A 24,282-nucleotide genomic window follows, 5' to 3' on the forward strand; every position below is an offset into this window, starting at 1 on the left:
CAAAATGAGCGCGAGAGTATACCGCAAGTGAGCTACGCCTGGAAATGCAAGTGCCGTAAAATGCTGGTTAAATTGCCTAGTGACGCTAAATGAAGAAAAACATGACACTTGAGGCGATAATTACTAGACTACGCACTGAATTTACCTAGCGAACGAGAAAATACAATGATTTACAGCATGACTGGCTTTGCCCGCGTACAAACGAAAGCAGATTGGGGCAGCGCGGTATGGGAAATCCGCTCGGTAAATCAACGCTACCTTGAAACCCATTATCGCCTGCCAGAGCAGTTTCGCTCCTTAGAGCCGATGCTGCGCGAGCGTTTTCGTAAACGCCTACAGCGCGGTAAAGTGGAGTGTGCGCTGCGCATTAGCTTTAATGAAGCAAACCAAGGTGCGCTTACCTTTCAACCTGCGCTGGCTCAGCAACTAATAGAAGCCGCCAAACAAGTGCAACAAGCAGGCGCAGATGGCAGCATAAACCCCGCCGACATTTTGCGCTGGCCAGGCGTTATCGCCACACAAGAGGCCGACGTAGACGAAATGCAAAAAGTGATGATGGATGCATTTGATGAAGCTCTCACTCAATTTTTAGCAGCTCGCCAAAGCGAAGGCGAAAGCATGGCCGCCCTCATTGAGCAGCGTTTAGACGGTATTCTTACCGAAGTAGACAAGGTAAGCGAACAAATGCCTGCGGTACTCGAATGGCAAAAAGACCGCATTCGTACCCGCTTTGAAGAAGCGCAAGTGACCCTTGAAGACACCCGCGTAGAACAAGAAATGGTGCTCCTTGCGCAAAAGACCGACGTAGCCGAAGAGCTAGACCGCTTAAAATCACACATAAAAGAAACACAAAAAATCATGAAAAAAGGCGGCGCCATTGGCCGCAGACTCGATTTTATGATGCAAGAGTTTAACCGTGAAGCCAATACCCTGGGCAGTAAATCTATCAACCGCGAAGTGACTCAGTCAGCGGTGGAGATTAAGGTTTTGATTGAGCAGATGCGGGAACAGATCCAGAATATTGAGTAGGGATATTATCTCGGAGTTTTGACGGTTTTTTCGGCTAGTTAAAAGTGAAATGTACTGGTTGCGGGCCGAATATTTATAGAACCTAATAAAAGAGGCATTCTTCTATAACCAAAATGATTTATGTTTTTAACCTACTCTCAATAGAGTAATTTATGATAGGCAGTTACACAAAACTAGTTACAGTCTTAATGAACCGTTGCGTCATTATACTTCAAAACTTGTTTGTTTCATTCTAGGGATGTGCCTTATCACTTCAATGACTTCATATCGGTTGTTAGTAAAAATACCGGTGTCTTCGTCACGCGTCTGATAAACCTTTAACTTGACCTCAACCGAGTCTCCTGGTGCAATCATAATTTTATGTGCGAAAAAATCACCATAGAACTTTTCATCTAGTACGGGCGCTGAGATCTTAATTCCGCGCCATACAAACTCCCATTTGCGTGTACCCCGCTCTAGAATCGCTCGCAAAATATGCAAGTCAGCAATTTCAACAACAAATCTCTGGTTGTCTTCAATTTCCAATGGGCTAGATAGGAGTGCAAATCGCTCACGCGGTATTAGAATTAATGGTTCCTCATCTTCCATCCTTGGAGTTAACCCAAAACTGTCAATTTCTCTGTCTTTTTCAATTGCCTCAAATGTTCTTCCTATGCTTTGTTTAAATCTATCCGACTTTTCAAGCTCCTTCACACAGTCATGAACCTCTCGCGGCACTACGACTTTCTTTCCACCATGCTCAATAATGACCTCACTCCCATTTACAATCACATTAATCTCTCCGTCTGGCGACAGAGTATTTTGATAAACATAGGCGGCAATAACGCTAAGCGTAATTGTTTTTAGGTTGTCTTTAGAAAATAAGTTTTTTGCACCCTTGTATAGAGTTTTTACTTTTACCTTAAAACTACCTTCACCAAACGCCTCTACAACCACTTCTATGTTATAGCCCGGATTAACTAGGGTGTTCGCTGACTTCACTGCATCTGCTATTGAAACAAGTGATGAGGCAAGTGTGTAGGCATTTATTCGCTTTGGTTTACTGCCAAAGTAAATTACAAAATCTTCTTCAAACTTTTTAACATCAACTACTTGCATCTACACTTCCTTATTTGCATGACAATTATTTATTAGATTTCATGGTGGCATTCTCTTCCGAGGAAGAATGAAGCGAAATACATTCAATCTAAGCGCGCTGCTGAGGTTAAGTATTAGTTTTACAAAGAGTTTGACAATTCTACAATACTTTTTTTCTACTTTTCTCTTAAAACAGGCTAGGGCAAAATCGCGTGCTGGCAACTCAAATCGCCTCTGTGGAACCTAATAACCCTTATTTTCAGCAACAATATTGACATTAATCACTATTAGTAATCAGCTTAAAAACACACTCCGCAATTTGCCTTGCCAGCAATGGCGGAACAGCGTTTCCAATCTGCTGATACTGATTTGTTCTCTTACCCGCGAATTGATAAGAGTCTGGAAAAGTCTGCAATCTTGCAGCCTCCCTTGCAGTGAGGGATCTGCATTGAACCGGATCGCTATGAATAAAATAATGGCCATCTTTACTAATATGGGACGTTATAGTGCTTGAAGGCTTTGAAAAATGCTGAACTTTGAAACGATCAACAAACTTTCCACTTTTCCAATTCTTATGCTTAGGTGCAAGTGTGTCAGGAAACTCATGCGCTCTTGGATTCCTGCCAAAGGTCTGCCGAAAAGTGGCGCAAAAAAAATATCTAACTAGGTCAGAGTCCATATGCGGCCGAGGTTCATGAAAAGTAATAGGTTGCTTGTTAGCATCTTTTACAAATTTATCATAGCTGTTTTGGCGGCGTCGGTAGTCAAATACTCGACTTGACACTGCTGGTAACTCTGATTCCAAAAGAGCGTCTAAATTAGTTTGTAGACTGCTTTTAAGCGATGAGTCTAATGTAGATTCGGTTGTTAAACGTGATACGCCACGTTTTAAATTTGACTTCCAACTTTTATCACTATCAATTTTATAACCAGTACCTCTAGATGAAAGCTTGCTTCGAAGCTTTGGCAAATCCGACATAGCCTTCTCTACGGATACTTGACGACATACTTTTAAATTCGGTATCTTTTCAGCTAAATAGCGAGAGTTTTTTCTTACTCCAAATATGATAACTCTATGTCTCTTTTGAGGAACTCCATACTCTTCCGACAAAAGTAAAAAATCACTTGGTGAAGTAAGTCCTCGAATATATTGCTGACCGGTTTTAAGGCTATATAGCTGATATCCCGAATCACCACAAGTCTCCAAATCCTCGAGTATTTGATCAAAAATCAACCCTCCATCTAGTTGAGATGAGAGCATTCCTTTAACGTTTTCCATAACGAAGAAGTCTGGGGCAAATATCCGCATTATCTGCAGGTATTCTTTGTACAACACATGCCTTTTATCTCTTTCTGGCTTATAGCTTTTATTACCCTTATTTCTAGCTCGACCAACAAGGGAATATGCTTGACACGGAGGGCCGCCGATTAAAATAGTAGGAGAATTTGCTAATACCTCTTCATATGATGACTTTAATGATTCGAAAAAAGAAATGTCTTTTTCTGTAGAAGCCCCCAACTCTAGCTGCACCGTCTCTGATTGCGCTTTTCTCCACAAATCATCCGTCGCATCACACGATGGGCTTTCGGAGTTACCTGCCAAATATTCATAATACTGGTGTGGTATTCTAATTTTGTTCTTTAGTAGCAGGCGATAAAACGCTCTTACAGTAAGGGTTTTATGAGCGTAGGTGTCTTTCTCTACAGAGATGATAGGCTCAAATGGGTATTCATTTTTTTCACCTGACATTGATAAAAACCCCTCGCCGAGCCCACCGGGACCAGCGAAAATGTCAATTACATAGGTTTTCTTCAAAACACTTCCTTTTAATTTTCCCCCAGGATAAAGATTTTATTAAAATAGTAAACAAATCATTTACCTAAAAATCTTAAAAAACCGAGTTATTTGTTGCTATCCTAAGAATTCAGCGACCCCCGCTCGAAACTGGCTTGAGTTAAGGAAGGATATAAGTTCATCAGATTGCTTAATACTAATCCAAAGTTCTTCTTTTTTACTGTATTCTCCACAATCATCACTTAACGAATATTTTTTGATTAAATCATTCATTAATTCCAATAAGTCATACAACGTGCTTGAAAACTTATCGCTCAATCCTTCTTTCCTCCATAGTCTTTCAAGGCCAAAGTTCTTCTCACTCTGATTGGCATCAGTAACGCAGTAAATCGCGGCGATAGAATATGGGACAGCGGCTGAGCGGAGTTGACCAATTGAGTTTTTCCCGGCTCCGTAGATTTTCTCCATCCCTCTAAATAGAATCATTTTTGCTACTAGTCTTTCGTAAAAATCTCGATCAACAGTAATGCCAGGCCCTTCCTCCGGTTCTATTTCTTCCATAAACAGTCTAAAAACTTTTTCTCCTCCTTTTTTTACTAAATAAGGCATATCGCCCCAAGAACAGTAATATTTGGCAAGCACCTCTTTTGTGAATCTTTTTTCAGGTGGGAACTCTCTTTTCAATTTGTTAGGGTTGCTATTTTTCCTCACCCTCGTATTGAATTCACCTTTAGCTCGCTCAAAAAACCAGTGCTTTCCCGAAGGGGTCATAACCGTCTCGCTAAGCCTTTTCAACTGGATTAATTTAGGACTCCTAGACTTTAAGTCTACTCGCGATACTCGAGACTGACTGTTAGAGTATTCACTTATTTTTGATATCAAATCGTCTAGCTCGGAAAGCTTATTATTCTTAGCCACGTTGATTTTAGCTACAACTCTAACTTTTGAGACGTCAAGACCTTCTTTTCGCGAAAAATAGATGCTAGCCGTGGTTTGACCGCCATTTACGATTTGAAAGTCATCCAATGATGACAAATACCAAGACTTTTTATAATAGTGGACTTTTGCTTCTGTAGCAGTGATCGTTAGGCCATTGTTAAACGCAATGAACTTTTCTGGGTCTGTCTTTATCGTCGCCTTTATGCCTCTATTTACCCCTTTAAACTGCAGAAAAGACCGTACATTTTTTTCCAACAGCTGCGACGAATACCGTTTGTATAAATCAACCAATATGTCAGCTTCCAACACACACAAATATGACTCAAAGTCTTTTTCTTCTGCCGCTTTTATCACTTCTATGTCTTTGCCAATCAAATCCTTGAATACTACCTTGAGCGGTTTACCTCGACCCTGTGATGTAAGACAGTTTGATAAATAATTTAGGTCTACTACTCGCCTAATATATAGTAATTCTTTACTTAAACTTTCCCCATTTTCTTTAATATTGAACTGTTTACTCTCCTCCGAAAAATGAATACTTTTTGGCAGAGGCTCACCACCGCTTTTTTGAACAGTAATTGAAAGCGAAATTAAAAAAATTTCAATTACGTCTATTTGTTTGAGGCCTTCTAAGGACTTGAGTTTTGAGACCAGTGGCTTCACTGGCTCTGAATCTTGTAGGTCGTCTAAATTGCCTCTAATCGCGGCATTGACGAAGCGTATGACTTTTTTAAATTGATTCTCATACTCAACTCTTTGTGAAACAAGAACGTCTTCGTCACCCTCGTTCAAATAGTCATCACTTATTACAAAAAGCTGCAATCTTTCACCAGAAAAATTAATTGCATAGCCGTTAAGCTTTTGCTTTTCAGATTCAGAATAGAAATAAGCAGTGTTTATGTCTTCCGAATCAATTAATTTAGTATCGACGAGATGCGGAGCTATTTGTTCAAGTAAGGCGTGTTGTTGAACAAATTCATATTCATCTTTTGAAGCCTCTAGAAATTCACTCCGAATATCGATAAACGATTGCAACGACATTAATATTTCTCCGAGCTCAAAATAAATTTACTTAACTCTGACAAATTCAACTTATATTTTACCGATGAGATTTGATCCGCTATGCCAGAACGAATTATTTTAGGGAATTGCTCATCAATACAGTCATATCGGTCAGTCTGTGTTGCTTTAAATGTATATTTGCCATACTTTTTTAAATCACTTTCATCTAACTTAAATGCGATTAGCCTCTCAACAAGTGATGATAGGTCTGCGTTGCATGTCACAACGTGACGTTTAATTGTTAAATAAAGAGATTCAATTGAGCAGCCTTGTACCGACTTCTCAACATCTACGACGGCTAATTCTAACTTTAAGTGAGCATCAGTTTCTAATTGAAATTCACTTGAGATATGAATAGTCGATGTTGAACTAAGTTTTGTTTTTATTTCCAAACTTATATCTTCAAAAACAAAATCATGGACTCCCCCGAGAGGGCCTGTCCAAGCATTCAATATTTGGTCTATTTGATGAGCTTCAGTCTTATCTTTGATTAACTGATTGAGTATGAAAAGTTCTCCCCAGAAGCCCATAATGCTTGCTTCACCATAAGTTCTACTCTCTAATCTTCTGAAAAGCTGGTTCCATTTTATAAAAATATCAACCAGCTTCTGAGAAGCAGTTTCCCAAGACTCTTCAAATTCAATCGAACGATACATAGAGCTAATCAAATCATCAAACAAATCTATGAAATTTGTGTCAAGTAGCTTGATAGCAAGCAATTGCTTATCTGGCAAATATGTCAGCGTAATGTTCTCGTTTTCAAACTGACTAATTTTACCCTCAAAATTCTCTGGAAGGTGCAATAGAAGATATCTACACGATTTATTATCGATCCCAACAAATAACTCTAAGGTCGCTACTTCTGAAAGCCTTATCGTGCTTAGTTCGTTTTCTCCTAAGCTTTCTCTTTCGAGAGTGGCCCATTTTTCCAATATATTCATGAGCCATCCGCATCATTTGGTAGAGACGGCTCGTCATTCTCACGATCGTCTAACTCAACATCGTCTGGGTCAGAAACTGTCTCAAGCTTGTAATCTCCAACTACGTAAGTGCCACATGGATCTTGTTTACGAGAAATAGGAGGAAAGCCAAGAGCCAAGCCGACTAAAGGAATATTTAAATCGATAGAATTTTTTTCAATCCATTCTTGGTATTCAACATTTTCAGATCCCTTTTCTTGCAGAAAGGAATAATACGGGTCGAATAAATAAATTAGTAAGACTGCCTCTGTTGGTGGCAAACTCTCTCTAAAAACTCTCTCGGGTACATTCTTTTTCTTTGCTAGTTTGTATGCGGCATCGTAATTTAGCGTATCGTCTTGTTTCATTAATATTTGCGACTGTTCTCGATAGTAAATGTCTACAAGTTTAGAAATCTTACTTTCATCAAGGGCGATCGCCATATCTTTTGGGTTAGTCATTATATTTGCTGATTTTGAAGACGCTTTAAAAACGAAGTCTTTAATCAATTCATTAAAAAACCTCTGTCCTGGTTTTGGACCTCTTCTCACTGCCAAATCAATATCTTTAGCTAAACCGCTCTCTTGTGCCCGTAAAACCCCCTTACCCTTTTCTGGCTTCGCATCACCCGTCGTTTTTATTGCAATAGTCCAATTTTTTAACAAGCCTTTCTGATTACATTTTTCGATATATGCAGTGATGAGTTCTCGTTCGGTTTCTTGAAAGTTATTGGTATCTTGGAGTATCTTAATAATCCCTCTCGCTCCTACCTTTTTGCGTAAAAATGTTCCTGAAGTTTCCGCCCCTTTCATTTGACTAGCTATATTGTGCTTAAATGCATCCCAAACCCTAGCAATATGCTCGCTTTTGACGTTGATTGAAGTGCTCATTTGTAATGAATCTTGATACGACCATTTTACGGCTTGCGTATTTTTCAAAATGCTGGGGCGCGTTATTTGTAATACGCCAGCATGTGTTCTTACTCTAAGTTCGTAATCGCTTGGGGTCCTTCCCCAATCATCCATTTTCTTAAACTCCGTTTTGAGTTCCTCAATACACAAAGTAGTTGAATCATACTTGTCTATCAAATCCTGCGAAGTGAATAGTTTGCAACAATCGAGATACCCCGGCCGATATCCAAACCAACGCCCCATTTGCAGAAGGGAATCTGAATAATTTGTCGTTCTCACGAAATAACTTGTAATTAATCCTTCTAGCGTAAATCCGCGGGATAATCGATTACCTCCAATAGCGATTACTTTTTTCGGCTTTGCTTTCTTGTACTCTAATTCATCTTTCGTTTGACTATTAAGCGCGAGAATATCTATTCCAATTGCTGCATCTAATAGACCGGGAATTAGAGCATTAAAGGTTGTAGGGACCATAAATTCATCGTCATAACCGTCGGGTAAATAACTACTTATATTGGCGACAATATTCGAATAGTACTTTCTCCAAACTTTTTCAAATGCCGCATAAATTGAGCTGGATGAACTAGGTCTGTCCATTTTTAAATCGCTTAGTACCTCTAGGTAAAATTTCTTTAATAGCCGATGCGTTTTTACCTGCCAAAGAGTAAATCTTGAAATGTGTATTAACATAGTGTTGTGAGGTTGGTACAGATTTGAAGTAAGCATATTGGGCTGTCTTAACTCCCTGACTGCTATCCCCAGTATGAAGCACATTATTGCTTCTTTGAGGGACTTTGGAATATCGCATGGAAATTGGTCATTCGCTCGAGCTGCCCTAGTACCCTTTCTGTATTCGCTATAGCTTAAAAAGTTTTCGTAAGAGCCAAATTTACCAACCTTTTTTTCCCAATCATCTTTAGAATCAAATCTAACTACGCCAATTGTTTCCTCTTCATCTATATCCATTACGCGACTTGGGAAGTCATTAAAGTGATCGTCAATTGGCTCAACAATTGGAAGCTTTTCAACATCATTATCCGCTATAGTTTCGAATATTCTCTGAGCACCGACGTAATTGTTTGGGGCTTTTAATTGGACAATGAAGTCGTCTGGGAATAAATTGCTTACCTGACTAAATTTTATCGTATGTTCAGTTTGCTTTTTTCTGAAGGTTATATCCCATGTTTTAGTAGGAGAGGCATTTCGATCTTGAATAACATTAGCAAATGGTGTTGCTGTGTATCCTAAGTATGAACGCTTATGGAACAAGTCCAATAATGCTCTTATGTGCCCATTAATTTTAGATGCATACTCTTGCCCCTTATGCCCTTCATTATTCAAGGAAGCATTATCAGCTTCGTCATCGATAATTAAAAATGGAAGCGAGTGTTTTTGTTGATTCTCGCTTAAGTTTTCATGGATCCAAATCAAGAGGTTCTTCAAAATACTTACGTTTTTTTTACAAACCATGATGTTTATAGGCTTGAGAGAAAACTTAGCCTTTTCCAATGTAGAACTAAAATCAGCATCCTCTGAAGTAATACTATTTACTTGCGGTACTGGGGATCTGACATCCATCCCGAATGGCTTAACAAATCCAACTCCCGTCCTGCCATTTTTCCCCTCGCCAACAACATCCGAATCAATTCGCTGCTGGGTTTGTACTCTTAAATCGTCCATTATCCCCGATAGAACGATTATTAACCTATAGCCTGCATCGATTGCTCTATTGATAACTGCATTAAAATTGCCAGTCTTACCAGACTGCACGTCCCCCTCTACGAGTCCTTTAACTAAAAACTCTTCTTCAGAGGAAGGATTCCCCAATTTACTTAGAATTTTCCACGAAGAATCTTTAATTTCCGAAACCACGTTGTCAGCTCTTCCAGTATTGGCCAAATGCTTCAAATAACGTTCCGTATACTCCCATTTAATTTTTGAAGCTTTTTCCCCGGAAAGCCAAGTTCCACTAGTTTTTGATAACATATTAAGAGCATCGATTTTAGTTACTGTATTGGCTAAGACCTCTTTTCTTACAGATTCAAAATATTCATGAAATGTTTCATCAGGAATGGAAGGCCAACCAGACAGAGTAGCAACTTGTTCTACTGCATTTTTCGTCTCAGAATATGCATTTTTTAAAAGGTCGGACAGGGAGCCGCCAGAATGCAACTTTTGCTGCTTTACGAACTGATGCTTAATCGCATTTTGATAATCAAACTGAGTATTACTCATAACTACTCCATCAATAGAGTGATTTGCTTCGGTAAATCGGAATAATCTAGTCCAAAATTTGCAGAAACATGGTCTTTTATAAATTCATTCTCATAACCTAACTCTTTGGCAGTTAGGATAAAATTAGCTATGATATCAATATCGACTTTGTTCACTATCTCATAGTTTACTGGCCGACTTTCACTGTCTCTTATTGTATTAACTGAGTTGATCAACACTCTGAGTAAAATATTGAATTTAGCTTCTTGTTCTGTATCTAGAGACTCCCTTAAGCTCTGCACCAAAGGATAGTCACCATTTAATTCAACTTTTGGACCTTTATTAGTGTGAATCTTATTAAAAAGTGTGAGTTCTGTAGTTTTTTTACGCTCGGGGAATTTCCTTAAACCGCGGTTATGGTATTCTTTAGTTGCTTCTGTTGTTAGTTCTCGTATATAGCCTTCAAAAGCCTCTTTAAGGTCATGTGGTATGATAACTGCCGATTTAGCGACATTTAAATGTAATAGGTGGTCGACACCATTACCTATGTCAACTCTGAGCCTAGCTAGCTGTAGTCGAGGAAACTTTTTGATGAGACCATTCCAACCTCCGTACAAAATTAGCCGGTCTGCTCTATAGATGTAAACTCCTTCCATATCGATAAGGCTTTTATGGGGCGTGCTCCAAATATTGTTTTCAGTTTTCACCTCGTCCAATGCTATAGAGGGCAAAACGAATCCTTCTAACCGGACGTTATCGCTTCCGAATTTTTTTTGCTTATACTCTATGCTACGGAAACCTTTGTGATCTTCTGGAAATGGATTAAAAGGCGGAACTAAAGAGTTGTTAACTCTAATTTTTAATTTATTCTTACTTCTTTGAATAAATCGATGAAATACTATTCCTAAATGGTCTGACACAGTCTCAGCCATTTCTCTTTTAAGAGCTTTTGAACGATTTGACTCATTCAAAGTGCTCTCAAATTTATAAAGTCCGAACCAGATGATAATTGTGTTCGGGGTGAATTTTGATAATGGATTGTTGAGTGAAGCGCTTAACTCTTGATAGCTTGAAAGTAGTTCATCTATTTCTTGTTCTGTGTTTATTATCAAATTCCAGTTTCCGGTCTCGGTAATAAAGTCAACATCCCAAGTGAGAGCTTTGTATGTCTCAGCACCACTCTGCCTAGATAAAATAGTAAACTTACGTGTCTGAGAGAATGAAGCTGTTTTCATCCCCAAACCAAATCGCCCCAAATCTAATGGAGCCCTAGCATCATCAGGTGATGAGCTCGGGAACCTACAATTACTATACAACTCTTCTTGGGTCATACCATCGCCATCGTCACCTATAAAGACTTGGAATGGCTCTTTTTCAGCACTGACTAAAATTTCAATGTTATTGCAGTTAGCAGAAATTGAATTGTCAGCTAGATCGGCTATGGCAGACTCTAATGTGTAACCTTGCTCAGCTATAGATTTAATAAGAAATTCAGCGTTTGGAACTGCTTCTAAATAGTATTTATCGCTCTTTTTCACGTTTTCTTTTTCTTTTTCTTTTGCCATATTTGATTTTTCTCGATACATCTCTCACTACTGGCGAAAAAGTAGGAACACGACGTAATAACATTTATTTATTTCAATAACTTACCTGAAAAAAAGATGGTTTAAAAGAAAATTCATCTCTACTCCATGTACTAACTCGCTACTCTGATTAATTTCTGTTTTCTGCGGCAATGGTAGTATAGTTTTACCTAAACAGATTACGCTCCAATAAGAAGACGCAAGACTTACGAATTGCTTGTGACAGCTTATATAACCGAGTAAAAATTGATGATAATGGTGATAACGTAACTACAGAGGCCATTCAGAAATTGATAGGGCGATTGATAATGTTCTTATCTAAGTGAAGGATAAAAAAGAAAGTTGTGATATGAAAACAATGATTAACCTGAGAAAACCAAAGAGTAGGCATGGGGCTAGTGGTGAAGCTCTGATGACCATTGAGTTTGGAAGTTCGGATGAAAATGAGAGCTTTCGCTTTATTAAACGTATGAAAAATTGCACTTTTGGAACTTCTGGTTCATAATCACGTCTAACAAAATGTCTAGTTTTATGTCTAAAATGGAGATTACTCAATGGCCGTTAAGTATCAGAACCCTCCTGTAATCTATGCCGTAGCAAAGCTAATCTTTAGTGAATCCATCGGAAATTATGGCGAAGATAAATACAAGGGTTTTCTACTTTCGGTCAAAGAATTAGGGTTTGATTCTTACACCTTAAGTAAAGTTCAAGGCATTCAATTTAAACAATCAGATAATCAATTTAGTGCTAGTCCATCGAACTCAGAGAGAGTCGGTTATTTTTCGTCCAACCGAAAAAGATGTGCTGTAATAAACGAGAATGCTCTCGAACTACGACTAACTGAATATAATAATCATTCTAGTTTTCTTGATTCTTTTTGCAGATTTGTTGAATTATGTAAAAACAACGAGATAGCTATAGGTAATAGTCTAAGTGAAGTAGAGTTGCACTACGTGGATCTTTTCGTTCCTAGTGAGCACGCTCTGCAAGATATGTTTAATTCAATTGCTATGCCCAACAATCAGTTTTATAGTGAAACAGATGATATGCTTAAAGTGGGTGCTATTCAATTTACTCGTATTTTAAGCAGTGGAAGGACTAAGGTATCTGTAAATTTAGAGCAACTGAAATTTATTAATTCGTTAAAACGTAAATTGTTACCTGATTCTTTGATAGAGCCTGATAATAAATTGGCAATGCCAATAAATTCAGACAGGCTATTTGGATATCATCAAAATAATGATTACGCTATTGTGCACACTTGTTGTAGTTCACTAATTGATCAATTAGAAGTACCGAAAGAAAAAATGCGGGATAAATTAGAGGAGCTTTACAGAGAAAGTCGCAAAACATTCGATCTGATGATTAATCCAGATGTTTGTAACAAAGTATGGAAAGTGGAGAATTAATATGGATTATTTGGATATGGCGATGGGGTCAGCTAACGCGCTACCTCCCGGACATATTAAATACGTAGTTAACGACGCTAGATTCTTACCTATAAGAATAACTCATGATAATAAGCAGTATGCTTTGCTTGGGGCACCCGGCAACAATTCTCATCTTGTTTTGACTGAGGTTGTTTTACCTACTACTGATTTTCCGGCTAAAAGCAACTCTGATACTCAAAGACTCTTTACAGTTAATGACTGTGTTTTATTATCTCAAAAGGTATTGGGTCTAAAGATAAACGAAATTGCTAAACTTGTTGGTGTATCTAGAGCTACCCTAGATCTACACAGAAAAGGTGCAAACGTTAAGGATATGACTGATTACCAGAAAGTTTATGATTTTATCGCTGATATTGAGTCCAATTTTGGTGATACTATCAAAACAGGCATGAGAAACACTCTGATAAATCGTAAGACTTTATTACAACACTTTATGCAAAATAGAGACGAATTGGAGAAGACACGACCCTTTATCGAGGAGGTTGCTGCCAAAATAGGAAATGTTACAACTATCAAATCCAAAATCGATGATTCTAAATCAAACCTAAGATTATCTGGTATTGGACGTATGGCATAAAAGGAAGTAGTTCGTGCGGGAACTTATCGAAATAGGAGTTAGACAAGGAACAGTGCTTGGTTTTGTAAGCTCAATTACTGAAAAAACCGAATCTTACAAGGCCCTGTTACCTTTAATTCAAAATGGTAGGTTTGGCGGTTCACAAAACAAAGGCTTATCCCCCAAACACCTTTTTGTTGCACTTACCCAAGACTGCACTATTGCAAATGCTAGTAAATATGTAGAACTCGCTCAATTAAAGAGATGTAAAGTGAAAGACAAGAGCAAAGTTGAACATCTTTTACTGGGTGGGGATTACAGTAAATTAATACTAAAAGTTGAAGATCATTACTATGAACTAGAAGAAGTTCTTATAACAAAAATTAATAAACAAAATCTATATGATGCCGTTGAAGACAGTTGTATAGAAATAAAATGTGCGTTACCCCCTAGAAGTAAAAAGATTTTACTTGATTGGAGGTTACTAACCTACTTCAGAGAGCCTTTTCCCGATAAATTCAATCAGCTGCTTTTTTCTTACTTGCGCGACTCCGATTATTGGTTTACCAAGTTTTTGTTAGAGCACCAAGAAGAAATTCACTCTATAAGAGTTTATGTAACGCCAGAGGACGATGAAAGTGCTGATATGTACCAATTTTCACTCTGCGCTTTACTTGCCGAGGCTGGAGAAAATAATCAAGAAAAAATATCTACTCAGATCGACAAAATGCTCCATGAGTTTTCAGAATATGGCGGCATATCCTGCCTACAGTTAGCTGATTTAGACACTAATAGTATCGAGCTTCCTGAACATTTAATGCTTTCGCTAACGTCAACACTAGATGAGTTCTCTTTTGCATCAGCGTATGTAATGAGAGAATTTAACTTTCAATATTTGTGCTACTAAAGTACAAACCTATGCGGTGACTTGTCGGTGATTTTTGCGGACTTAAAATTGAAATACAAACATTAAAGCGCTACTTTATTTATATTTTTAAGTCATACTCAATATTAAGATCCAGAATATAGAATAGGGGTTTATAGGCATTTATCTGAATTAGTCTCGACCTAACCTGTGCGGCCCATGTTTGTGTTTGATTCACTCTCTAGCTGCTTATTCAACGGCAACTCGATATAGAGCAATAAAGTGCGCATAAAAGTGCAAACAACTGAATTAGTCTGTACCAACATTTTCTCTACCAAAACCTCCGCGCCGTTGTTGGTTGGTCAATGAGCTCTCGCATGGAGTCGGAACTCGTTACTCAAGCTCTCCTGGCTGCTGTATGACGAAGAAAGCCAAAGAAGCAGGTGCTCATACATTCCGATCAAGGTAGTCAATTTACAGGCTATGAGTGGAGTGACTTTTTAACAGAGCACAATCTAAAAGCCAGTACGAGCCGTCGAGGAAACTGCCACGATAATGCTGTTGCAGAGAGTTTCTTCCAGCTACTCAAGCGAGAACGGGTGAAGAGAAAAATATATACAACACGTGAACATGCAAGATCTGACATATTCGATTACATCGAAATGTTTTATAACTCTAGACGCAAGCATGGGGAAGCGAATAACATGCCTCCACTTGCTTATGAAAAGCTAGAAGAATTCAAACGAAAATCTGTCTAGTAAAGTCTGGTCGATTCATACCTCACAAACTTTTTTAGGTTTTCTGCAGGCTACACGAGTTGATGTCGCCGATATAATCTCGTGTGTTCTGATGCTCTTTTGAGGAGCTGTTTTATATTCAATCCAAACCATTTCACACTTTTACGCGCATACAAATGTAATTTTTAGCACTTTTATGCGCATAAAAATGTGATTTAGGTTATAGTATACGTCGTTAACAATCTAAATTAGCGAAAAATAACAATGCAACGCAACTTACTCAACGCCCTAATAGCATGGAAAAACCAACCTATGCGCAAGCCATTGTTGATAGATGGCGCAAGACAAACGGGTAAAACCTATCTGCTGGAAAAGTTGTTTGGTAACACCTTTGACAACATCCTGCGCATCGACTTTCTTGAAAATCCCGCCTACAAAGAAGCCTTCGATGGTTCACTGTCGCCCGACGAGCTACTAATGAACATTGAGCTTTTGACTAATCAGGCGTTCAACTCCGCAACCGATCTGTTGGTATTAGACGAGATTGGCGAATGCGAACGCGCCGTTACCTCACTAAAGTATTTTGCCGAAAAAGCACCGTCCTATTTTGTCGCAGCCAGTGGCTCAAATATTGGTTTACTCAACAATTTCCCAGTGGGCAAGGTAGAACAATACAATTTACGACCACTGACCTTCCAAGAATTTATTTACGCATCCAACGAGCAAGCGCTGATCAAAGCGTTTGATAATCAAGCAAGCACACCGGCAGTACACACTAAATTGATGGATAAACTAACAGACTACTTCTTTACCGGTGGTATGCCGGAAGCTATTTCTGCTTGGTATAGATTTAAAGATTCAAGCATTTTAGAACGGGTTGAAAAAGTTACAAAAATTCATGCCGATTTAGTTGAAGGTTATCGCCGCGATTTTGGTAAGTACGCGGGCAAAGTCGATGCCACTGTGATTGAATCTGTGTTTAATAGCATTCCAGCTCAGCTATCACTTGTGAACGATGAGTCCGTTAAACGCTTTAAATTCAAACATGTGCATGAGCGTAAATCTCGTTACAGCGATTTTGAAACCGCAATTCATTGGCTTAACTGCTGCCGCTTAGCCTTGCCAAACTACCCTATTGAAGGCTTGCCGAAGTCTCCGCTGGCGGCCTATAAAAAAGAAAATATGGTCAAGCTGTTTATGTTTGACGTGGGCCTACTCAACCATATGCTAGGCGTTAGTTATAAAGAGATTAAGCAACAAAATTACGAATACAAAGGCTATGTCGCTGAAAACTTCGTGCAACAAGAGCTCACTGCCATTGGCGTTGAGCCAAGTTATTCATGGAACGATGCCCGTGCCGAAATCGAATTTATTTTAGCAACTGATGAAGGCGATATCATCCCTGTGGAAGTAAAAAGTGGCAAACGTACAAGAGCAAAATCGTTGGCATCCTACGTTGAAAAATGTGCACCCAATAAAACCTTTAAGTTAACGGGTACACAAGGCTCATCAGCGTTAGAACAAACCAATATCGTGATGCCTTTGTACTTCACCCAGAATCTACAACAGAGATGGTAGAAGCGTTATTACTACAATTCTGGCTTAAAAACCCTGTTTGCCTATCAACAATATTATCGCTTACTCAACCTCAGTGCAGTGTACGAGTATGCGCAGGCGCTAAAAACACACTGTTGGCCAATAAGATGTTTAAACCATCTAAGTAGGCTCGCACACCAATATCTTGAGTAAAGCCAATCACCATGCCTCTGCCCATGTCTTGTTGCACCATAAAGGCTTTAAACGGCATTTGCTCTAAATTTTCTTGCCACAAGTAACCACTTGCTAATAGCGACTCTTGATCAGAATACCAGCCAATGTTGGCGCCATCGGCTAATTTAATAGGCTGAAAAATATCGCGACCAGAGACGAGCCCAAACACCGAGCTGTCAACGCCAGCGGCAAGCCAATGCTCGGTGTCTATATCAACCCTTGCAAGTACACCAGCGACACTGTCGGGTGACTCTTTGTGGTTTTCAATGGCGTTAAAGTAGTCAGCCTTTGAGGTCAACTTTATTGCCGGCACTTCATCTTCTTCGCTTGGTTTTTCTGCTTCATCTTCTTTAAGCGCCAGCTCTCGTTTAAGTGCAAGCAAACCAGCGTCGCTACTTGCAGCAAACGACGTTGCGCGACCTAAGGTAATAAGCACGCCACCATCTTTTACCCACTCTTGTATGTTGCTAATTGTCGACTTGCTCGCAGCATAGTTACCAGAGGGTAAAATCAATACTTGGTATCTCGATAAGTCTGCAGAGCCAAGCATACCTGCTCTAATGGCCGTTACCGGATACCCCAGGCTGCGCTCAATAACAAAGCGCGTATTACCTGCACTGAGGCTGCTGGTGGGCTGGTCCCAAGCCATGGCGATATTGGGTGCCTTCACATCGACCACGTTGCCAGAGCCAAAGTTTGGCCCTTCGCTTACCCAACTTGAATCAACACCATCAACAATTGCACCGGTGGTGGCGGTTAAATCGGCCATGATTGACACCAAGTCGATATCTTTGTTTCTGGCAGTTTCAATAATGAGGCTTCCAGAAGGGTAACGTTTTTGGTCTATCACAAAAGGCTTACTTGCACTTTTGAGTTTTACGTTGTTTCTTAACAAGCTGGTAAGTAAACGCGTACTAGCAGCATCACCCCAAGGAGCAATATAAGCGACTTTTGCATCTGGATTAGTCAGGTTGCCCTCTAGTGGCGTGTCGGCATTGACCACGGCAGCATCGACCTTGGTTGCTCTGTCACATGTATCAACGTCAACATTGAACATAAGCGGCAATGACCATGCGGTAACATCGTAAATTTCATCGCGCAGTTTGCGCGCGCGGCGACGCTCTTGTTCGTCAATAAAATCTTGAGCAATATCCACTTGCTGGGTCATCACAGTACTCACGTAACGGCCCCTTGGCTGCGCTGAATCAACAATATACGCGCCAGCTTGATAATCCGTCCCACATAACTTGAAGCTCTCTTGGGCTTGGGTCACTTCAACACCATGCTCAGCAAGCAATGTAGCCAAACGATGCGCTGTACCTCGGTCTTTTTGGGTAGGAATAATATAAGTGCGTTCGTCTGCATCGCGCCCTGCGTCAATCGCGCTTACTTGATATTCATAGTAATCACGCAGTAACTTTTCGCGGTTGTCGCTAGTCGCTTCAATTGTTGAGATGGATGCGACAAAATGGCGCTGTACGCTGTCCCAGTAAGTATAAAGCTCTCCATTCGCTCTTCGGAATATTTCACCGCGCGATGAGCCTACTTCATAAGTAGAAGCAGATGCGCCATAAAATTTTGGCCAGCTGTCACCGTAGCCTGGGTAAAATGCATCAAAGATTTCGCGCGTAAAATAATCGAAGCCAAACTCATCAAAGTAATCGGCGTTTTTCTTGCCCACTAGCGCTATGTTCTCTAGCTGCTCAGGGGTCATAAACGGATTTATAGGCCTAGCCGCTGGCGCAAAATAATAGCCGCTGTCTCCACCCATTTCATGTAAGTCGATAACCACTAACGGTCTATAGTGCAGCATCGTTTTAATGCGGCCTTTTGTTTCGGGCTGAGTCACGGCCAGCCAGTCTCTGTTCATATCAAACAGATAGTGATTCGAACGTCCGTTAGGCCATGGTTCATTATGCTCTGCGCTAAAGCGGTCTGGGCTGTGCTCCATACCCACAGTGGCATAATAACGGGAGGTAAATCTTTCGCGGCCATCTGGGTTTTGTAAAGGGTCAATAAAAATGAGGGTGTTTGCTAATACTTTATCAACCACCGGCTGATTGGTTGAGGCAAGCAAATGATAGGCGGTGATCATGGCAGAGTCGGTGCCGCTAATTTCATTTCCATGTACGCTGTAGCCTAGCCATACGGAGCTTGGCATCCCATCAATGATGCTCTGTGCATCCGCTTTGCTAGTGGTGCGTGGGTCAGACAAACGCTGCATGTTTGCTTGATGCTCTTCGAGTTTGGCCATATTTTCTGGGGAGCTTATGACCGCATAAATCAAATCGCGGTTTTGCCACGTTTTTGCGTAATGATTGATGACCATTCTCTGTGGCGCAGCCTCTTGCAAGGCTTCAAAATATTTCAGCATATCTGCGTGAGAGCTTATTCGTTCGCCAATCGAATAACCTAAAACAGACTCAACCGTTGGGATATCTTGTGAATATTCGGCATCAGGCCACATGGCCTTCGTTTGAGCAAGCAAAGAGACGCTAAAAAACAAAGCCGCCAGTGAAAAGTAGTATTTAAATGAGCGCATAAGATTCCATAAGAAGTGGTAAATTGAATATTACGCTTCTTAGAATAGACACTACACGCAATCGATGCAATCGCTAGCTTGGCTTCAGACTCATATATTAAAAAGAAAGTTGCTTTAAATCTAAGCGATAATGCTCGGGTAAGGTTGGCTGTTCAATTTTGAGTTTGCATGAGGGTGACGACAAATCGATGTCGGTTTGTTCAATGTATTCGTTTGATGATATCGAATAAAACACTTTCACCGTAGGTGTTAATGCGCTATTGCTATTGTGCTTTATGACCATACCTATGCGCTGATTGCTTAAAATAACCAAGCTACCGATAGGGTAAACGCCCATGCATCGTATGAATTTTAGGGCGAGCTTTTGATCATACCCATAGCGTGTATCACTGATCAGCTTTAATGCTGCTGCTGGACTGCTTTTTTTCTGAAACGGCCGATTGGTCGTCATCGCTTCATAACAATCAACAATGGCCAGCATTCGGCTGTATATATGAATATCCTCACCTTTTAAGCCTTTCGGATAACCGCTACCATCTAAACGCTCGTGGTGCTGCTCTATAGCTAACATGACATCTTGACCAAGGTTTAACGGGGCCAGTAAATCAAGTGAGTGCTGAACATGAGACTGTATCAGTTCCTGCTCTTCTAACGTTGGACGCCCCTGTTTATATAAAATGTCTTTTGGCACTTTTAACATACCAATATCAAAGAAATACCCAATCAATGCCATACGCTGACATTCTTCATCTGTCATCCCTAAAAAGCGCGCAAAATGACAAAGCAAGATAGCCACGTGCATTGCATGGTTAGTCACATACTGACCTTCATTGCGGATCATACTCAAACACAACAGCGCATCTGGATTACGCACAAGGTTATCGTGCACATCATTAACTAGCGCTCGCGTACTTGAGACATCGATGGGCACGTTCTTTTGTAATTTATCGACAATATCGTGATGCGTTTTTTTGCATTCTATGATCAGTTGCTCAGCCGCCTCTACTTCTTCGTTTTCACTGACGAGATGTTTTTCTGATACGGTATCATCTGATAAGTCTATGGCATCCGACAAATCAATCATATCGGTAGCATCCACCGTTTCAGGCTCATCTTCAGGCTCAAGAATGTCTTCTAAGCGCAATTTAGGCAGAGGTGGTGGCTTTGGTCTTGGTGGAGGTGGTGCTTTTATCTCTTGGGGCTTTTCTTGAACGGGTTCAGGTACAAGCATATCGTCTTCTGTCTCGATAGTTACCGTAGACACCCCTGAGGCGATAAGTTGAGATATGATCCCTTCGTGACGGATCTTACCTTTATTCTTAACTTCCAAACGGCCGGTTTGTTCGACAATCGCGCATAGCACCATGCCAGGCGCTAGCTGGTTAACTGAAATTGTATGAGTAGACGTTGTGGTCATTTCGTTAAACGCGAGATAAACATAAGGAAGTTATCGGCATCAATACGCAAAACTAGATACTTTAGATAAACAAAAACGCCGAGACCAGCTCGACGTTTTCAATTCTTTAAATACGTGCACACAGCACGCGGTCTAGCTTAGTTGATAACTGACAATAAACGCTTGTCGGTTACTAACTGGCGTACACCATGACCTTCTTTTTCTTCGAATTCGTTGCTTTCACACCAAGTTTGAATGCTGTTGATGTCTAACTTCGCACAATGTGGACGTACAGACCAGCTGACTTGAAGTGGTGAACATGCTTGCTCAGTAAATGAAGGACCAGTCGTTGAACCAAGGAACTCAACCGGCGCACCAGTAGTCATTGGAATAGACTTAGCTTGATGGTAACCGTTTACCGTATTACCGTCATAATCCATGTCGTTGAAGTCCATCGCTGATGAATCATTTACAAGCGTAAATACTTGTGTTTCAACACGAAGGTTAGGGTTGGCACAAGCGTCTGACAAGCAGCTACCTAATCCAGGACCAGGAGCAACGTCACATGAGGTGTGTACCCAATGCATTTCAATGGTATCACCCGGCTTTAAGTTACCGCATACTTTGCCTTCTGGTGCTTTTAGTTCAGCAGCCGTGAGGTTTTGGCTCATGCCGCACATAAAACCTGCGCCTTCAGTGGCAGGTAAAGAAAAGTCTTTTGCTTTATGCTCAGCATTTTTATGAAAGTGAATATTACAAAGGTTCATTTCAGATGCCGGTGGCGCCATAGAAAAGATAACTTTGTTTTCGCCTTCACGTGAATCAATATCACGACCTGTTTGAGGTCCGTATCCTTCACATACATCAGCAGCAAGCACAGACGTGCTTGCTAAGGTCAAAAGACCCGTCATTAATAGCTTTTTCATGTTGTTTTTCCTCGATCCTAAGTTAAGAACGGTTTGCATAAAACAAACTGTCTACAAAGGTTTACGGGGCGTTGAGGCGAAAGATTAAAAAGCTTTATAACATATGAGCATAAAAAGCTTTATAAATAGCCTATTTTTACATAACCAGGCAGTGCTTCTACTCTCTCAATCCATGCTCTGATTTTGGGGTAATTATCAAGCAGAATGCCGCCTTCAGGGGCGACATGGGTGTAAGCGTACAAACTGATATCTGCGGTTGTAAGGGAATTGTTGACAAGAAAATCGGTAAAAGCGAGCTGTTTCTCGATCACATTCAACGCTTGATAACCCTGCTTTTGTTTTTCTTTGTACTCATCTAGGCGAGATTTCGGAAGTCCCTGATAGAGTTGAATAAATCTTGCCACAGCAATGTAGGGCTCATGGCTGTATTGCTCAAAAAATTGCCATTGCTGTATTTTTGCAAGTACAAATGGGTCTTCACTAAGTAAACTTGACCCATGCGCAAGATAATTAATAATCGCGTTTGATTCGCCCAAAACGCGCCCATCAGCAAGTTCTAATAAGGGGATCTTTCCTGCGAAGCTTTTTTGTTGGAAGCTTTCAGATTTGGTCTGCCCTTGCAAAATATCGATATCAGACCACTCATATGATAAGCCTAAAAGCTCTGCCGTGAGCTTTACTTTGTAGCAATTACCCGAGAGTGCGTCCCCGTATATTTTCATTTGCATTGTCATTTCCTGCTGCAAGCGCTAGCGCTGTATAAATTAATTTGCGGCGCGTGGTTGCCATTAATTACAAACTTCTTTAGCTTATAAGGCTACTCATAAATATCATGAAAGGAAAGCACGTGAGCAAACTATATTCGAGTGTCCGCAAAACGCTAATCATTGCAGGCAGCGCCATGCTAGTTGCATTTTCTAGCGCGGCACAAGACATCACCACTATGACAGCAAGTGAGATAGCAGAAAAGATTGCTTCGGCAGAGCTAACATCCGTTGAAGTCGTGAACGCCTACTTGACTCGCATAGAGCAGCTCGACAAAAACGGTCCTTCTATACAATCAGTAATAACGCTTAACCCTCAAGCCCTAGAGCTGGCGCAGCAAAAAGACGCGGCAGTTAAAGCTGGCCAAGCACTTGGGCCCCTGCACGGCGTGCCCGTACTAGTAAAAGATAATGTCGAAACCGCTAATATGCCCACCACAGCGGGCTCATTGGCATTAATGGATAATGATACCAAGCGTGATGCGCCCATTATTGCTCGCTTAAAAGCCTCCGGAGCCATTATATTGGGCAAAACCAACCTGTCTGAGTGGGCTAACTTTAGAGATAATGACTCTGTGTCAGGTTGGAGCGCCATAGGTGGTCAAACCCACAACCCTCATAGTACCGATCGCACCCCATGTGGTTCATCGTCGGGCACCGGTGCGGCCATAGCTGCGCAGTTTTCTCCTCTTGGCATTGGCACTGAAACCAACGGCAGCATTATTTGCCCGTCGGCCATGAATGGTGTGGTAGGCGTGAAACCTACAGTAGGTTTGCTTTCACGCACGCACATTGTACCGATTTCTGTTACCCAAGATACCGCAGGTCCTATGACCCGCTCGGTAAGAGACGCTGCCATTATGCTTGGCGTCATGGCAGGAACTGACGCACTCGATGCAGCAACCATCGAAGCGGATGAAAAGAAGCAAGATTATACTGCCATGCTAAATACCCCTCTAAAGGGTAAACGTGTTGGCGTGTTTAGAGCCGTACAATCCAATCATCCAGAGATCATATCGGCACTCGATGAAGCCGTTGCCGTTTTAGAAGCGCAAGGTGTTGAGGTAGTGGACATCACCGAATACCAAGCCCCTGAAGGCTTTTGGCCAAAGGCATTACAATTACTACTAATCGAGTTTAAACACGAACTCAATGCCTATTTGGCCAACAGCGCACCACAAGTTAAAACCCGCACGTTGGAACAAGTGATCGCCTTTAATGCACAAAGTGAACGAGAGCTTGCTATTTTTGGGCAGTCTTTGTTTGAGGATGCGCAAGCCACCAATGGATACGACCAAGAATATGAAGAGATCTTAGCCTTTTTGCGCAAAAGCACGCGAGACGAGGGCATTGATAAGTTGCTTAGCCAATACAATATTGATGCGATTATGATGCCCTCACAAACCCCTGCCTTCCTTATTGACCCTGTCTTTGGCGATGGGTTTACAGGTGGCTCTGCTGGCGCAGGTTGGATGGCTGCCATTGCAGGATATCCACAAGTATCTGTGCCGATGGGTAATATGCGAGGGCTGCCTATCAATGTTAGCTTTATGGGTGCACAGTGGAGCGATGCGCTTATGCTCAATTTTGCCTATCAATATGAGCAAGCCAGCAACAAGATAATCACACCTGAGTTTGCTAGACGTGGCGCGGACCATAGTGAATTTGAGGCTGCAATGCGACCTCTTAAAGCAGCCAACTAAAAA

16 protein-coding genes and 1 pseudogene are annotated in these 24,282 nt (G+C 40.8%); 7 read left to right on the forward strand and 10 right to left on the reverse strand.

The genetic code is table 11. From position 1 onward, the window contains the following. The first annotated feature begins 165 nt into the window (after positions 1-165). On the forward strand, positions 166-1,029 hold the full coding sequence (locus tag KJ365_RS11510) for a YicC/YloC family endoribonuclease (RefSeq protein WP_214451789.1): 864 nt from the start codon (positions 166-168) through the stop codon (positions 1,027-1,029). A gap of 204 nt (positions 1,030-1,233) precedes the next feature. On the opposite strand, the gene KJ365_RS11515 is transcribed toward KJ365_RS11510, so the two are convergent. From KJ365_RS11515 to KJ365_RS11540, 6 genes are all read right to left on the reverse strand, one after another. Next, positions 1,234-2,127: an LAPAL motif-containing putative phage structural protein gene (locus KJ365_RS11515; RefSeq protein WP_214451790.1), complete on the reverse strand. Its 894-nt coding sequence runs from the start codon at positions 2,125-2,127 to the stop codon at positions 1,234-1,236. Positions 2,128-2,383: 256 nt separating this feature from the next. Further along, complete coding sequence (locus tag KJ365_RS11520) at positions 2,384-3,922, reverse strand: DNA cytosine methyltransferase (RefSeq protein WP_250884176.1); 1,539 nt, start codon at positions 3,920-3,922, stop codon at positions 2,384-2,386. Positions 3,923-4,018: 96 nt separating this feature from the next. Beyond that, positions 4,019-5,881: an AIPR family protein gene (locus KJ365_RS11525; protein WP_214451791.1), complete on the reverse strand. Its 1,863-nt coding sequence runs from the start codon at positions 5,879-5,881 to the stop codon at positions 4,019-4,021. Beyond that, positions 5,881-6,843: a PD-(D/E)XK motif protein gene (locus tag KJ365_RS11530; RefSeq protein WP_214451792.1), complete on the reverse strand. Its 963-nt coding sequence runs from the start codon at positions 6,841-6,843 to the stop codon at positions 5,881-5,883. The genes KJ365_RS11525 and KJ365_RS11530 overlap by 1 nt, the downstream gene beginning before the upstream one ends. Beyond that, on the reverse strand, positions 6,840-10,007 hold the full coding sequence (locus tag KJ365_RS11535) for a Z1 domain-containing protein (protein ID WP_214451793.1): 3,168 nt from the start codon (positions 10,005-10,007) through the stop codon (positions 6,840-6,842). Before KJ365_RS11535 ends, KJ365_RS11530 begins: the two co-directional genes overlap by 4 nt. Before the next feature lie 2 nt (positions 10,008-10,009). Next, positions 10,010-11,551 (reverse strand): ATP-binding protein, encoded by a 1,542-nt coding sequence (locus tag KJ365_RS11540; RefSeq protein WP_214451794.1) that lies wholly within the window; start codon positions 11,549-11,551, stop codon positions 10,010-10,012. A gap of 572 nt (positions 11,552-12,123) precedes the next feature. Between KJ365_RS11540 and KJ365_RS11545 the strand changes: the two genes are divergently transcribed. The 5 genes and pseudogenes from KJ365_RS11545 (at position 12,124) to KJ365_RS11565 (ending at position 16,756) form a co-directional block, all read left to right on the forward strand. Next, positions 12,124-12,978 (forward strand): TIGR04255 family protein, encoded by an 855-nt coding sequence (locus KJ365_RS11545; protein WP_214451795.1) that lies wholly within the window; start codon positions 12,124-12,126, stop codon positions 12,976-12,978. 1 nt (position 12,979) lies between these two features. Next, entirely contained in the window at positions 12,980-13,597 is a 618-nt protein-coding gene (locus KJ365_RS11550) for a hypothetical protein (protein ID WP_214451796.1), read from the forward strand. Between the two features lie 13 nt (positions 13,598-13,610). Then, complete coding sequence (locus KJ365_RS11555) at positions 13,611-14,483, forward strand: hypothetical protein (RefSeq protein ID WP_214451797.1); 873 nt, start codon at positions 13,611-13,613, stop codon at positions 14,481-14,483. 302 nt (positions 14,484-14,785) lie between these two features. After that, a pseudogene (locus KJ365_RS11560) lies at positions 14,786-15,199 on the forward strand (IS3 family transposase); the annotation flags it as partial. 243 nt (positions 15,200-15,442) lie between these two features. Next, a complete protein-coding gene (locus KJ365_RS11565) occupies positions 15,443-16,756 on the forward strand; it encodes an ATP-binding protein (protein ID WP_214451799.1) in 1,314 nt (437 codons plus the stop codon). 70 nt (positions 16,757-16,826) lie between these two features. Here the strand turns inward: KJ365_RS11565 and KJ365_RS11570 are convergent, their stop codons facing one another. The 4 genes from KJ365_RS11570 to KJ365_RS11585 form a co-directional block, all read right to left on the reverse strand. Then, on the reverse strand, positions 16,827-19,490 hold the full coding sequence (locus tag KJ365_RS11570; protein WP_214451800.1) for a M14 family metallopeptidase: 2,664 nt from the start codon (positions 19,488-19,490) through the stop codon (positions 16,827-16,829). A 97-nt stretch (positions 19,491-19,587) separates the two neighbouring features. Beyond that, the gene (locus KJ365_RS11575; RefSeq protein ID WP_214451801.1) at positions 19,588-20,907 is read right to left on the reverse strand and encodes a cyclic di-GMP phosphodiesterase; all 1,320 of its coding nucleotides are present in this window, start codon (positions 20,905-20,907) and stop codon (positions 19,588-19,590) included. 137 nt (positions 20,908-21,044) lie between these two features. Beyond that, complete coding sequence (locus tag KJ365_RS11580) at positions 21,045-21,812, reverse strand: delta-class carbonic anhydrase (RefSeq protein ID WP_214451802.1); 768 nt, start codon at positions 21,810-21,812, stop codon at positions 21,045-21,047. A gap of 119 nt (positions 21,813-21,931) precedes the next feature. Continuing rightward, positions 21,932-22,534 carry a glutathione S-transferase family protein gene (locus KJ365_RS11585; protein ID WP_214451913.1) on the reverse strand — a complete coding sequence of 201 codons (603 nt, stop codon included), beginning with the start codon at positions 22,532-22,534 and terminating at the stop codon, positions 21,932-21,934. A 125-nt stretch (positions 22,535-22,659) separates the two neighbouring features. Here KJ365_RS11585 and KJ365_RS11590 point away from each other — a divergent pair, with 125 nt between their 5' ends. After that, complete coding sequence (locus tag KJ365_RS11590; RefSeq protein ID WP_352109390.1) at positions 22,660-24,279, forward strand: amidase; 1,620 nt, start codon at positions 22,660-22,662, stop codon at positions 24,277-24,279. Positions 24,280-24,282 lie beyond the last annotated feature (3 nt).

Origin of the sequence: Glaciecola sp. XM2, from assembly GCF_018595715.1 — a bacterium.
Lineage (GTDB): Bacteria > Pseudomonadota > Gammaproteobacteria > Enterobacterales > Alteromonadaceae > Glaciecola.

Bases quoted from the DNA above. Each gene is read 5' to 3' on its own strand.
- KJ365_RS11545 (WP_214451795.1), top strand. From the start codon at position 12,124: ATGGCCGTTAAGTATCAGAACCCTCCTGTAATCTATGCCGTAGCAAAG.
- KJ365_RS11525 (WP_214451791.1), bottom strand. From the start codon at position 5,881: ATGTCGTTGCAATCGTTTATCGATATTCGGAGTGAATTTCTAGAGGCT.
- KJ365_RS11565 (WP_214451799.1), top strand. From the start codon at position 15,443: ATGCAACGCAACTTACTCAACGCCCTAATAGCATGGAAAAACCAACCT.
- KJ365_RS11540 (WP_214451794.1), bottom strand. From the start codon at position 11,551: ATGGCAAAAGAAAAAGAAAAAGAAAACGTGAAAAAGAGCGATAAATAC.
- KJ365_RS11570 (WP_214451800.1), bottom strand. From the start codon at position 19,490: ATGCGCTCATTTAAATACTACTTTTCACTGGCGGCTTTGTTTTTTAGC.
- KJ365_RS11510 (WP_214451789.1), top strand. From the start codon at position 166: ATGATTTACAGCATGACTGGCTTTGCCCGCGTACAAACGAAAGCAGAT.
- KJ365_RS11515 (WP_214451790.1), bottom strand. From the start codon at position 2,127: ATGCAAGTAGTTGATGTTAAAAAGTTTGAAGAAGATTTTGTAATTTAC.
- KJ365_RS11575 (WP_214451801.1), bottom strand. From the start codon at position 20,907: ATGACCACAACGTCTACTCATACAATTTCAGTTAACCAGCTAGCGCCT.
- KJ365_RS11580 (WP_214451802.1), bottom strand. From the start codon at position 21,812: ATGAAAAAGCTATTAATGACGGGTCTTTTGACCTTAGCAAGCACGTCT.
- KJ365_RS11585 (WP_214451913.1), bottom strand. From the start codon at position 22,534: ATGAAAATATACGGGGACGCACTCTCGGGTAATTGCTACAAAGTAAAG.
- KJ365_RS11550 (WP_214451796.1), top strand. From the start codon at position 12,980: ATGGATTATTTGGATATGGCGATGGGGTCAGCTAACGCGCTACCTCCC.
- KJ365_RS11535 (WP_214451793.1), bottom strand. From the start codon at position 10,007: ATGAGTAATACTCAGTTTGATTATCAAAATGCGATTAAGCATCAGTTC.
- KJ365_RS11530 (WP_214451792.1), bottom strand. From the start codon at position 6,843: ATGAATATATTGGAAAAATGGGCCACTCTCGAAAGAGAAAGCTTAGGA.